Origin of the sequence: Snuella sedimenti, assembly GCF_016428595.1 — a bacterium.
Taxonomy (GTDB): Bacteria; Bacteroidota; Bacteroidia; order Flavobacteriales; family Flavobacteriaceae; genus Snuella; species Snuella sedimenti.
In genome coordinates this window covers 133,957-146,384 of record NZ_JAELVQ010000007.1, presented here as the reverse complement: position 1 = coordinate 146,384, position 12,428 = coordinate 133,957, and the positions used below count along the sequence as shown (strand labels likewise).

Below are 12,428 nucleotides of genomic sequence, written 5' to 3'. Positions count from 1 at the left end.
TATTAAGCAATCTCTTACTTATCTTACAACTCTCCTCCAGTTTCTACTGCTTGAACAGTTTCAGAAACTTTTAAAGCATCACCCTCTTGTACTTTCACTTCCAACGATCTATAAACAACCGTTTCAGTACCACTTTCGTTTACATTCACATCTGTCGTTACGTCTTTTGAAACCTCAACAATTTCAGTAGCTGTATCATTACTATTAGTTACATAAGCTGTTACTGCATCTGGAGACAAAGCAATACTAGGGGCAATTACCAGGGCCACTACCGACATCAACTTTAACAAAATATTCAATGATGGCCCCGATGTATCCTTAAAAGGATCTCCTACAGTATCGCCCACAACAGCCGCTTTATGTGCATCGGTACCTTTTCTGCCTTGCTCTTCAATAGTTTTCTTTGCATTATCCCATGCTCCTCCAGCATTCGACTGGAAAATAGCCATTAACACACCACAAGTAGTAACACCCGCTAAAAGGCCTCCTAACATTTCGGCACCTCCAATAAAGCCCACTGCTACAGGAACAGCAATAGCTAATAAACCTGGCAATACCATTTCTTTTATAGAAGCTTGCGTAGAAATAGCTACACATTTTTCGTATTCAGCATAACCATCGGCAGCATCAAATATGGCACGATCTTCTTTTGAAGCCTTACTCATATCGGAATCATACTTTCTCATAATCCCTAAAGCTGCTTTTAACTGAGGTATATCATTAAATTGACGACGTACTTCTTCAATCATTGCCATTGCAGCACGCCCCACCGCATTCATCGACAAAGCCGAAAATACAAATGGCAGCATACCTCCTACTAACAAACCAGCCATAATATCTGGTCGAGACACATCAATAGCCGTAACATTTGCTGTTTCCATAAATGCAGCAAACAAAGCCAAAGCGGTTAAAGCAGCCGAAGCAATGGCAAAACCTTTTCCAATGGCTGCCGTAGTATTACCAACAGCATCCAATTTATCGGTACGCTCGCGCACCTCACTTGGTAACTCAGCCATTTCTGCTATACCTCCAGCGTTATCTGATATTGGTCCATATGCATCAACCGCCAACTGAATGCCTGTATTCGCTAACATACCCACAGCAGCGATTGCTATACCGTACAGACCTGCAAAATGATGTGACACTAAAATAGCACATGCTATTAAAAGAATTGGTATCATAGTAGACATCATTCCGGTTCCTAGCCCTGCAATAATGTTGGTAGCAGCACCCGTTTCCGATTGTCTAACAATAGCATTTACAGGCTTAGTTCCTGTACCAGTATAATACTCGGTTACCTTACCTACAAGCAACCCTGCTACCAATCCGGCAATTGTTGCCCAAAACACGCCCATAGATGTATATTCTACACCTTTAAAGACATATGACTCAGGAATAAAAGCCTCAATAATAAAATAGGAAGCAACAACCATTAACCCAGCTGATCCAAACTCACCTATATTCAATGCTCTATGGGGTGAACCGCCATCTTTTACTTTTACAAAAAAGGTACCTATAATAGACATAATAATACCGATTGCTGCCAATACCAAAGGCAAATATACAGCCCCTAAACCACCAAAATCCGTAGTGGTTATTAATGCTCCCAATACCATAGTACCAATTATAGAACCTACGTACGATTCGAATAGATCGGCACCCATTCCTGCGACATCACCCACATTATCACCTACATTATCGGCAATGGTAGCAGGATTTAAAGGATGATCTTCTGGGATACCCGCTTCGACCTTTCCAACCAAATCGGCTCCTACATCGGCTGCCTTAGTATAAATACCCCCACCAACACGCGCAAATAAGGCAATTGAGGAAGCTCCCAATGAAAATCCTGAAAGTACGTTAAGCACCATAGTTAAGTTTTCTGGTCCAGGCCATAAATTCTGATAAACCATAAACAAACCACTCAATCCTAAAACACCTAAACCAACAACACCTAATCCCATTACCGCACCACCTGCAAAAGCTACTTCTAAAGCTTTACCTAAAGAGTTTCTAGCTGCACTGGTAGTTCTAACATTTGCTTTGGTAGCGACTTTCATTCCTATAAATCCGGCAAGTGCAGAACATATAGCACCTACAATAAAAGATACTGCAACCATACCATTTGATCCTGTTTCCGAATTTCCCTTAAAGTATAACAAAATGGCAACAGCAATGACAAAAATTGATAAGATCTTATATTCAGCCTTTAAAAAGGACATGGCCCCATCAGCAATGTTCTTTGCTATTTTAATCATCCGTTCATTGCCTTGGTCTTGTTTCGATACCCAAGAACTTTTAATAAATACAAACGCTAGTGCCAAAACACCAAAAAGCGGTAAAAATTTTACTATTAATTCCATATTAATTAGTTGGTTTAAAAATTATTTATTTTTTAATTCGGCTAAAAATAGGAAAATATAAGTGATAAAAAAAACCACCTTAAATTTAAGATGGTTCATTTTTTTTACAGTAAAATTATTAATCCCTTAATTAGATTGTAAATGTTCTTTTTTTCTTGTGTGCACTTTCATCGTAACGCTTTACACACTCTAGGTAAATCTTAACAGCTTCGTCGGCATTTCCCCAACCTCCTACATCTACTTTCTTTTTCTCTAAATCCTTATACACCTGAAAAAAATGTTCTATTTCTTTCAATCTATGGGGATTCAAATCAGAAATATCTTTTCTTTTACTCCATACAGGGTCAGAAACCGGCACACAGATTATTTTCTCATCTGGTCCTTTTTCATCAGCCATATGAAATACTCCTATCGGCCTTACCTCCATAACGACCATTGGATAAGTTGGTTCGGTCCCTAAAACCAAAACATCCAACGGATCTTGGTCTAACGCTAGTGTTTCTGGAACAAACCCATAATCACCTGGATACATCATAGATGAAAACAACGTGCGATCGAAACGTATCTTATGCAATGTAAAATCGTATTCGTACTTATTTCTACTACCTTTTGGTATTTCAATTAACACATCGAATGTTAAGGATGCTTTCTTACTCATAGTTTAATTTTAGGCTTGCAAATGTACTGAACACTTAGACTTTAAACAACAAAAATAGCATCGTTTTATATTATTATTTTGTTATATTGCCTTACTAACCCATAACAGCATGCGACATCATTCATTTAGGCTATTAGCCTTGTTACTTATTTGCAATACTTACGGGCAAAATCTTCCCTGGCAAGGAAAATTTGAACCTATCGACAACCTAATAACACCACCTAATACTTAATAGGACAACTAGCAGTGCTCCAAGTAAAGCATATTGAAATGAATACGAAATCAAAAAAACGTTCGTAAAAGAAAAAGAAGTAACGAAAGTTAACTTAGACCCCAATTTTGAATTTGCCGATACAAACACAACAAATAATACATTTCTTAAAACAGAATCCGCTTCAGAATTCGACACTTTTAAAGCCAAACAATAATACAAACCACTTATAAAATAATAATCGATAATACTAAAAATAGCTTAAAATGATCCCATTAAAACGTTTCCTTTTATTTACTGGTGCCTTACTAATTTTTTCATGTGGCAACAACAACTCCAAAAAAAGTACCAATGACTGGCAAGTTCTATTTAACGGTAAGGATTTAGATGGCTGGATTCCCAAAATCCACCATCATGAAGTAGGAGATAATTACGCTAACACATTTAGGGTAAAAGATGGTGCTATTCAGGTTAGCTATGACGATTACGATACATTTAACGAACGTTATGGCCACCTATTCTATAAAAAATCATTTTCATCATACCACTTAAAGTTCAAATACCGATTTACCAATCAATGGCTTGAAGATGCACCTTCTTATACTTATAGAAATAGTGGTATTATGTTCCATTCTCAAGATCCAAAAACAATTTTAAAAGAACAGGATTGGCCCATTTCTGTTGAATACCAGATGCTGGCAGATGCTGGTGATGGCAACCCGCGTCCTACAGGTAATATGTGTTCTCCCGGGACAGATGTAATTTACAATAACGAGCTCGACCCACGACATTGCATCAATTCCTCTTCTAAAACCTATAAATGGGACGTATGGGTAAACGGTGAATTAATTGTTTATAAAGATTCCCTTATTGTCCATATTGTAAATAAAGACACTGTATTACAGTACAGCAAACCAACTATTGGTGGTGGTGTTGCCAACCGATTTAATCCTGCTATAAAAATAGATGGAACACCACTTAAAGAAGGCTACATAGGACTACAAGCCGAAGGACAAGGTGTTGCCTTTAAAGATATATTTATTAAAGAATTAGATTAACAAAATTGCTATTACAATAATGAAGGAAGTGCGCAACAGAAACATGCTATATAAAAACTTACCTATTTTGATTTTAATGGTATTATTAAGCTGCAACAAAAAAACCTCCAAAACTAGCACACCTCTTAAACCTGTTGCTCGTATTGATACACGTATTAACGCACTGCCTTTAAAAATAAAAACACCTGTAGACAACCCTCATTCTGAGGAAAAAACACATCTAGGGAGGCTTCTTTTTTTCGACCCTATTTTATCGGGCGATAAAGATGTGGCCTGTGCAACATGCCATCACCCTAAAAATGGTTATGCAGAATTTAGGGATCTCTCCATTGGAGCTAATGGTAAGGGTTTTGGCAGCAAACGCTTTTTTAAAACCCCAAACCATATTCCGTTTGTAAAACGCAACGCCCATACTGTTTTAAACACTGCTTATAACGGCATAACCCCATCAAATCAATACGCACCCCAAAACGCTCCCATGTTTTGGGATTCTAGAGTAAACAGTTTAGAAACCCAAGCCATAGAACCCATAAAAGCACTGGAAGAAATGCGCGGATTAAAGTATTCGGAAGAAGACATTTTAAAAGAAGTTGTTTCCCGATTAAAAGCTATTCCAGAATATCAAAAATTGTTTAAAGATGTATTTAAGGAAGATACGCCTATAACTATTGATAACATAGGAAAAGCCATTGCTGCATACGAACGCACTTTAGTAACCAATAATTCCCGTTTCGACAAGTACATGCGTGGTGATAATGATGCTTTATCCCTCTCTGAAAAAGAAGGCTTTGATACCTTTAAAAAGGTAGGCTGTATAAATTGTCATAACGGCCCGATGCTTTCCGATTATAAAATTCACACCCTAAGTGTTCCCGAAAACACAAAGCTTACAAAAGCCGATGACGGTTTCGAACAACAATTTGGATTTCGCACACCCACCCTTCGCAATTTAAGGTTTACAGCTCCTTACATGCATAACGGAACCCTCCCAACATTAGAACGTGTATTGGAATTTTATGAAGACCTCTCGTTTAATAAATCCAGAAACCCTAAAGTAGCTACTAGTAACGTTGATAGCCTAGCTAAAAAACTCACGCTTAAAGTTAAGGACATGGCGCCCATAATATCCTTTTTAAACACACTGAATGATGATAGCTTCGATAAAACAATTCCAGATAAAGTCCCTAGCGGCCTTATGGTTGGAGGCAATATTAATTAATTGTTATGCTAACCGATGTATTAATCGTTTTAGGATCTCCTAACAACTCCGAAGGCGTGTTAAGCGACACTGCTATAAGCAGACTAAATTGTTGTGTAAAACACTATGAAAAGGACATGTTAGTGCTTTGCACTGGTGGTTGGGGGGCACATTTTAATATAACTGAGCAAGCACATGCCTTCTGCGCTAAACAATATCTCATAACACAAGGCATTCCAGAAAGTGCTTTTCTCGATTTTGCCCTATCACAACATACCGTAGACGACGCTGTAAAAACATTAGCTATTATTTCTAAATTGAAAAACATTCGCTTGACCGTAATAACATCAGATTACCATTTAAAAAGGGTGAAACTAATTTTTGAAACAATTTTGGCGAGCTACTCTATGAAATTTATAGGAGCTAAAAGCAATCTGGATAAAAAAGCATACGATTTTCTTATAGCTCATGAAGAAAAAGCAATACGATCCATCACAAAAAATGGACTATATTACTAAAATTATCATGTGTACGATGTAATTCAACCGATATTCAAAAACTATCCATTTGAATGAAATTCATGTCAGATTGAAATTCCAAGAGAATTTTGTATCGAAACCAAATGAGTTTCTTTCATCACGTTAAAAATAAAATCCAAAGCTTCCCGTAATACCAAATTTTCTAGCATCAGGATTTAAAACCTCATCTTTATAGTTCCCCCTAAAATTAAAGTCCAAACGAAATACCTTAAAAATATTACCAATCCCTAAACTGTATTCGTAATAAGGTTTATCGTTTGGTGCGATTAAAGGAATTGTATTCGGATTGTCCGTTTTATTTAAATCGATATTCTTCTGCGAAATATCGCCCCAAACACCTCTTACACTAACTATTTCCCTAAGGTTGAACTTTCTCAAGAAAGGTATTCTGGAAAATAATCGTCCATTAAAATTATGTTCTAAATGAAACGAGGCATAGGTATCGCTTACAAACTCATAGAAGTCTAACTGCGAAAAGGTATTATAAATAGAAAAGTAGGTCTGGTTTCCGGGAATAACGCTTAATAAGCCCAAAGGCACTTCACCAAAGGTCTTACCGGCCTCTACTGTAGTATATAAACGTCCAAAACCTCCAATCTGCCAAGGTTGCGTATACGAAAACTGGAGCTTTGTATAGCTAAAATCACTATTAAACAAATCTTTATCACCTCGGCCAACTTGTGCAAAAAGACGTGCAAAATCGTCGTTTGCCTCGTAACGCTCAACTCCAAAACCAGTCATCTTTCGCTTTGGGAAATAGAACAAGGACAATGTGGATTCATACTGTTTTATCTCTGAATCTACACCCGTATCAGTATTGTAATCTAAGCTAAAAGTTGGCGATGCCGACTCTAAAGTTCGATACGTTCCACCTAATCTAATAACTACATTGCGCACAGGTTCTACTTCAAGTGCGAGACTAGTAAGACTAATAGACGTTAACTTATCGTTAGCACCAGTTCCTACAACCGATGAAGAAGCTAAACTGCGCCCTAAAACATCTGTACTAGTTGTTAAGCTAGCTCCTATTTGTTCTACATCCCGTCGGTTACCTCCCGAAACTATAAGGCGGCTCTTTTTATCCAGTAACCATTTCCCCGAAATACCATACTTAAATTTATCGTCCCTGAGTCCATAAGCCAAAAAACCTTCCAAACGCCACAAATCATTACGACCAAAATAAGTACGTCCACCAGTACGCAAGCGTAAACCTTCAACCTCATTGAATCCGAAAGTCGAAAAGATGGGACCATAATCTAAAGGCAAGGTATTGAACTCTACATATCCCGAAGCCAGAATGCTTCCCAAGTTATAAAGCCGTTTAAACTTTTTAACTGTTTTTAAGGTATCTAGCATTTTATAGATACCCAATTCGTCTTTGTTTAACGCTTCTAAACGGTTTTCATTCCAAAAGGCATCATCCCTATCAAATGCATCTTCACTATAGTTATACACCTCAGCATCATAAAACTTCTTATCTTTTACCCTATCGAATTCGTAATTATGGTATAAGGTGGTTCGCTTACCATAAACACCACGCGACTCTTCCTTCTTTTTAAAAGCAAAATCCGACATCATATAATCGCGTTTGACCAAAAACAAGGAATCGTCCAAAACCTCAAATTCTTGTTCAATATAAATATCCTTTACCCAGTTGATATTAGCACTTTTAGAAGCTCTTAAGCTAATTTCTTTAATGGCATAAGTTGAGTCGGCTACCCAAAAATCCCCTTTAAAAGTCAATTCGTTTTTACGCCTTGGGTAGTAAATAATGTTATAGCACCATTTGTTATCTATATAAGCACTATCGGTAAGCACATAATTATAGGTGTTAATCCCGGTTCTAGACAAAGGGCTTACAAAACTCTTATCAAAAAATTTCAAATAATTATCGTAGACATTAAAGTCGGAATACAAGTCGTCTACAAAGTCAATAATCACTTGATTATCGCTAAACCCAGAATTTTTATTCCCTTTTAGTACTTCCTTTCTTTTATTGATAATGTTGTCTCCATAAACCTTGGAAACGGATTCGTTTATGAAAATAGGTAAATACGTTTTCCCTGTTACTCTTGAAGTATCGACCTTATCAAACACAAACTCCATACCTCGAAACAACTTACTGTTTATAAGTGCACTATCTATGGTATTGATATCGAACTCTACTTTTTCGTATTTATCGTACTCGTATTGCTTATAGAGGTTTAATCCATTTTTACGTTTATGTTCCCATATTTTACGTAACAAATCGATTGCAGGGTTGTTCTTTTTGGATTGCTTCCCCGAAATAATCACGACTGCATCGAGTTCGGAGGCCGTTTCGGAAAGTACGACCTTCATTTTATAAGTTACCTTTTTATCCAACAAAACATCTAAAGTCTCATAGCCCAAAAACGAAACGGTTATTGCCGACCAAGTTTCTTCGGATTCCAAATAAAACGTGCCATTTTCATCAGTAATGGTACCTTGTGTTGAGCCTTTAAAAATAACATTGGCAAACGAAATGGGGACATCATTGTCGTCAAACACCCGTCCACTCACCTTCGTCTGGGCTACTATAAAAAGGGTTCCTAAGAAAAAAAATATACTAAGTAGTCTTATGTTCATAATACAAAAAACTTCATCAACATAACTGTTGATGAAGTCTATATAACGTAAAAAATTGACTTTTATTTATACAAAACTTTTTTTACAGCTTTAATAACATCGTTACTATTTGGCAACCATTCTTCCAACAAAACAGGCGAATATGGTGCGGGCGTATCTGCTGTATTAATTTTTATAACAGGTGCATCCAAATAATCGAACGCCTCATTTTGTACTACATATGTTATCTCTGAAGCAACGTTGGCAAATGGCCAAGCTTCTTCCAAAACAACCAGCCTATTGGTTTTCTTAACAGAGTCTAAAATGGCTTTTTTGTCCATTGGTCTAACAGTACGCAAATCGATAATTTCACAAGAAATACCTTCTTTAGCCAATTCATCTGCAGCCTTATGAGCTTCTTTAATGATTTTCCCAAACGACACAATAGTAACATCACTACCTTCACGCTTAATATCGGCCACACCTAAAGGGATAACATACTCGCCCTCTGGCACTTCCCCTTTATCGCCGTACATTTGCTCACTCTCCATAAAAATTACCGGATCGTCATCACGAATCGCAGCCTTTAACAAACCTTTAGCATCGTAAGGTGTTGACGGCACAACCACTTTTAGTCCCGGAGTGTTTGCAAACCAATTTTCAAAAGCCTGTGAATGCGTTGCTCCTAACTGTCCTGCAGATGCCGTAGGCCCACGAAAAACGATTGGGCATTTAAATTGCCCTCCAGACATTTGTCTTATTTTGGCAGCATTATTTATAATTTGATCAATTCCAACCAGAGAAAAGTTAAACGTCATATACTCAACAATAGGACGGTTACCTGTCATAGTCGATCCTACTGCAATACCAGCAAATCCTAGCTCTGCAATAGGTGTATCGATAACACGTTTAGGTCCAAATTCGTCTAACATTCCTTTTGAGGCCTTATAAGCTCCATTATATTCAGCTACTTCCTCTCCCATTAAATAAATGCTTTCATCACGACGCATTTCTTCGCTCATGGCTTCACAAACAGCCTCTCTAAATTGAATTGTCTTCATTATTATCTTCTGTCTTCCACAAAGAAAGAACTTTTTAAGTTTATATTGAATCTATTTTTCACTCGAACTGCAAAAATAACAATAAATGAATTATCCTTTTACATGAATTATTTAAAATTTATTATGCATGCATAATAAATTTTTGAAATAAAATAATTAACTTCGTGGCTTCAATAATCTTATACCAAATTAATACCAGAATATTATGAAAATATTAGTGTGCATTAGCCATGTTCCTGATACGACATCCAAGATTAATTTCACCGATGATAATTCGAAGTTCGACACCAATGGCGTGCAATTTGTAATTAATCCGAATGATGAATTTGGATTGACCCGAGCCATGTGGTTTAAAGAGCAACAAGGAGCTAATGTAACCGTTGTAAATGTTGGCGGGCAAGAAACCGAACCTACATTACGTAAAGCTTTGGCCATTGGTGCCGATGCAGCGATACGTGTAAACATGCAGGCTACCGATGGTTTTTCTGTAGCCAAACAATTAGCCAATGTCGTTAAAGAAGGAGGCTACGATCTGGTAATTGCGGGCCGCGAGTCTATAGACTATAACGGGAGTATGGTTCCGGGCATGGTTGCTGGTTTAACCAATGCTAATTTTGTAAACAAATGTATTGGCCTTACAGTGGAAGGCTCATCCGTTACTGCCTTAAGAGAAATAGATGGCGGAAAAGAGACCGTTTCAACAACGCTACCAGTGGTTATTGGCGGACAAAAAGGTTTGGTAGAAGAAAGTGATTTACGTATCCCTAACATGCGTGGGATTATGATGGCTCGTAAAAAACCTTTAACCGTAGTAGAAGCTACCGAGACTACACCAGAAACAACCTCTATTAAATTTGAAAAACCAGCAGCAAAAGGCGCTGTTAAATTAGTATCGCCAGATAACTTAGACGAATTAATAAATTTACTTCACAACGAAGCCAAAGTAATTTAAGCATCTAAATCATTCCGGAACGGGTTTCGGAATCTTATGAAATTATAAGGAAAGTTTAATAAGTTCCTGAAACAAGTTCAGGATTACAAAAAAGAACAATATGTCAGTTTTAGTATATACAGAATCAGAGCAAGGATCCTTTAAAAAAATAGCTTTAGAAGTTGCTTCGTATGCCAAAGCAGTTGCAAACCAATTGGGAACAACAGTAACGGCCGTAACCATAAATACTGAAGACACTTCGGCTTTAGCCAATTATGGCGTAGATAAGGTTTTAAAAGTATCGCATGATCAATTATCCAATTTTAATGCCAAAGGCTACGCAGCTGTTATTAAACAAGCTGCCGAAAAGGAAGCTGCTAAAGTCATTATAGTTAGTTCTAGTGCCAACAGTAAATATTTAGCACCACTTTTAGCCATTGACCTAAATGCGGGCTACGTAACCAATGTTATTGAAGCACCAGAAAGCACAAGCCCATTTACCGTAAAACGTAATGCGTTTACCAATAAAGCTTTTGAATTAACACAAATAAACACAGACATTAAAATTGTGAGTATTTCAAATAATTCATTTGGTCTGGTTGAGAATAATGCACAAGCTACTGCCGAAGACTTTTCACCTTCAATTCCCGATTTAACCGTTACGGTGGAATCGGTTGATAAGGCTACCGACAAAGTAAGCATTGCTGATGCCGAAATTGTAGTATCTGGTGGTCGTGGTCTTAAAGGGCCTGAAAACTGGGGTATGATAGAGGAACTTGCCGATGTTTTGGGAGCTGCAACAGCATGTTCGAAACCTGTTTCCGATTTAGGATGGAGACCTCATGCCGAGCACGTTGGCCAAACTGGTAAACCTGTTGCTTCTAACTTATATATTGCCATTGGTATTTCAGGAGCCATTCAGCACCTAGCAGGTATTAATGCCTCAAAAGTAAAAGTGGTTATTAATAATGACGCAGATGCACCATTCTTTAAGGCGGCCGACTATGGTGTTGTGGGTGATGCCTTTGAGGTCGTACCACAATTAATCGAAAAATTAAAAGCATTTAAAGCCCAACAATAAATTATTTTTTGCTACATTGTAGTAACAATAAGGCTGTTTAAATTAGCGCTTTTCCCTACAAACTATTTGCTGGTATTTGGTAAAGTCCTAATTTAAACAGTTCTTTGCGTTTTTATAAATTATGAGCTTAGTAAGATTAAATATAAAGGGAATATCCTATAGTCAAACCCAAAACGGGGCTTATGCACTAATACTAAATGAGGTTGATGGCGAGCGCAAATTACCTATTGTAATTGGTGCATTCGAAGCACAATCTATTGCCATTGCGCTTGAAAAAGAAATTCGCCCTCCAAGGCCCTTAACTCACGATTTATTTAAAAATTTTGCAGATCGATTTGATATTGTAGTCAAACAAGTTATTATTCACAAATTGGTCGATGGCGTTTTTTATTCCAGTCTAATATGTGAACGCGATAAAATTGAAGAAATCATTGATGCCAGAACCAGTGATGCCATTGCTTTGGCACTTCGTTTTCAAGCGCCTATTTTCACCTACAAAAACATTTTGGATAAAGCTGGTATTTATTTAAAAGTAAGCCCGAAAAAAGATGAGGAAAATGAAGGTGAAGATACCGTTTTAATGGATGATACCCTAGCTGGCGAACTTGAATCCACCACACCCCGCGAAAACTATCAATCGAAATCACTTGACGAACTTCATAAACTTCTAAACGAGGCTGTAGCCAATGAAGATTATGAAACGGCTGCCCATATTCGCGACGAAATATCCAAACGTAAATAA

General features: G+C 37.3%; 10 protein-coding genes. 6 read left to right on the top strand and 4 right to left on the bottom strand.

Annotated features, from left to right (window positions below; all coding sequences use genetic code 11):
- Positions 1 to 23: 23 nt before the first annotated feature.
- Both JF259_RS07590 and JF259_RS07585 read right to left on the bottom strand, forming a co-directional pair.
- Positions 24 to 2,363, bottom strand: a complete 2,340-nt coding sequence (locus JF259_RS07590; RefSeq protein ID WP_199114710.1) for a sodium-translocating pyrophosphatase — start codon at positions 2,361 to 2,363, stop codon at positions 24 to 26.
- A 130-nt stretch (positions 2,364 to 2,493) separates the two neighbouring features.
- Positions 2,494 to 3,021, bottom strand: coding sequence for an inorganic diphosphatase (locus tag JF259_RS07585; RefSeq protein ID WP_199114709.1), 528 nt, complete (start codon positions 3,019 to 3,021; stop codon positions 2,494 to 2,496).
- A 477-nt stretch (positions 3,022 to 3,498) separates the two neighbouring features.
- Here JF259_RS07585 and JF259_RS07580 point away from each other — a divergent pair, with 477 nt between their 5' ends.
- Genes JF259_RS07580 through JF259_RS07570 form a run of 3 tightly spaced genes read left to right on the top strand, consistent with a single transcriptional unit; the run spans position 3,499 to position 6,006 of the window.
- Positions 3,499 to 4,290, top strand: coding sequence for a 3-keto-disaccharide hydrolase (locus JF259_RS07580; protein ID WP_199114708.1), 792 nt, complete (start codon positions 3,499 to 3,501; stop codon positions 4,288 to 4,290).
- A gap of 19 nt (positions 4,291 to 4,309) precedes the next feature.
- Entirely contained in the window at positions 4,310 to 5,509 is a 1,200-nt protein-coding gene (locus tag JF259_RS07575; RefSeq protein ID WP_233164153.1) for a cytochrome-c peroxidase, read from the top strand.
- Positions 5,510 to 5,514: 5 nt separating this feature from the next.
- The gene (locus JF259_RS07570; RefSeq protein WP_199114707.1) at positions 5,515 to 6,006 is read left to right on the top strand and encodes a YdcF family protein; all 492 of its coding nucleotides are present in this window, start codon (positions 5,515 to 5,517) and stop codon (positions 6,004 to 6,006) included.
- Between the two features lie 123 nt (positions 6,007 to 6,129).
- On the opposite strand, the gene JF259_RS07565 is transcribed toward JF259_RS07570, so the two are convergent.
- Together JF259_RS07565 and JF259_RS07560 are read right to left on the bottom strand one after the other, a co-directional pair.
- Positions 6,130 to 8,634, bottom strand: a complete 2,505-nt coding sequence (locus JF259_RS07565) for a DUF5686 and carboxypeptidase-like regulatory domain-containing protein (RefSeq protein WP_199114706.1) — start codon at positions 8,632 to 8,634, stop codon at positions 6,130 to 6,132.
- A gap of 62 nt (positions 8,635 to 8,696) precedes the next feature.
- The gene (locus JF259_RS07560) at positions 8,697 to 9,674 is read right to left on the bottom strand and encodes a pyruvate dehydrogenase complex E1 component subunit beta (protein ID WP_199114705.1); all 978 of its coding nucleotides are present in this window, start codon (positions 9,672 to 9,674) and stop codon (positions 8,697 to 8,699) included.
- Positions 9,675 to 9,879: 205 nt separating this feature from the next.
- On the opposite strand from JF259_RS07560, the gene JF259_RS07555 reads away from it, so the two are divergent.
- From JF259_RS07555 to JF259_RS07545, 3 genes are all read left to right on the top strand, one after another.
- Positions 9,880 to 10,626, top strand: a complete 747-nt coding sequence (locus JF259_RS07555) for an electron transfer flavoprotein subunit beta/FixA family protein (RefSeq protein ID WP_199114704.1) — start codon at positions 9,880 to 9,882, stop codon at positions 10,624 to 10,626.
- A 100-nt stretch (positions 10,627 to 10,726) separates the two neighbouring features.
- Positions 10,727 to 11,686 carry an electron transfer flavoprotein subunit alpha/FixB family protein gene (locus JF259_RS07550; RefSeq protein ID WP_199114703.1) on the top strand — a complete coding sequence of 320 codons (960 nt, stop codon included), beginning with the start codon at positions 10,727 to 10,729 and terminating at the stop codon, positions 11,684 to 11,686.
- A gap of 121 nt (positions 11,687 to 11,807) precedes the next feature.
- The gene (locus JF259_RS07545) at positions 11,808 to 12,428 is read left to right on the top strand and encodes a bifunctional nuclease family protein (protein ID WP_199114702.1); all 621 of its coding nucleotides are present in this window, start codon (positions 11,808 to 11,810) and stop codon (positions 12,426 to 12,428) included.

Excerpts from the sequence above, each read along its gene's own strand:
- JF259_RS07590 (WP_199114710.1), bottom strand. The coding sequence starts at position 2,363 with ATGGAATTAATAGTAAAATTTTTACCGCTTTTTGGTGTTTTGGCACTA.
- JF259_RS07585 (WP_199114709.1), bottom strand. The coding sequence starts at position 3,021 with ATGAGTAAGAAAGCATCCTTAACATTCGATGTGTTAATTGAAATACCA.
- JF259_RS07580 (WP_199114708.1), top strand. The coding sequence starts at position 3,499 with ATGATCCCATTAAAACGTTTCCTTTTATTTACTGGTGCCTTACTAATT.
- JF259_RS07575 (WP_233164153.1), top strand. The coding sequence starts at position 4,310 with ATGAAGGAAGTGCGCAACAGAAACATGCTATATAAAAACTTACCTATT.
- JF259_RS07570 (WP_199114707.1), top strand. The coding sequence starts at position 5,515 with ATGCTAACCGATGTATTAATCGTTTTAGGATCTCCTAACAACTCCGAA.
- JF259_RS07565 (WP_199114706.1), bottom strand. The coding sequence starts at position 8,634 with ATGAACATAAGACTACTTAGTATATTTTTTTTCTTAGGAACCCTTTTT.
- JF259_RS07560 (WP_199114705.1), bottom strand. The coding sequence starts at position 9,674 with ATGAAGACAATTCAATTTAGAGAGGCTGTTTGTGAAGCCATGAGCGAA.
- JF259_RS07555 (WP_199114704.1), top strand. The coding sequence starts at position 9,880 with ATGAAAATATTAGTGTGCATTAGCCATGTTCCTGATACGACATCCAAG.
- JF259_RS07550 (WP_199114703.1), top strand. The coding sequence starts at position 10,727 with ATGTCAGTTTTAGTATATACAGAATCAGAGCAAGGATCCTTTAAAAAA.
- JF259_RS07545 (WP_199114702.1), top strand. The coding sequence starts at position 11,808 with ATGAGCTTAGTAAGATTAAATATAAAGGGAATATCCTATAGTCAAACC.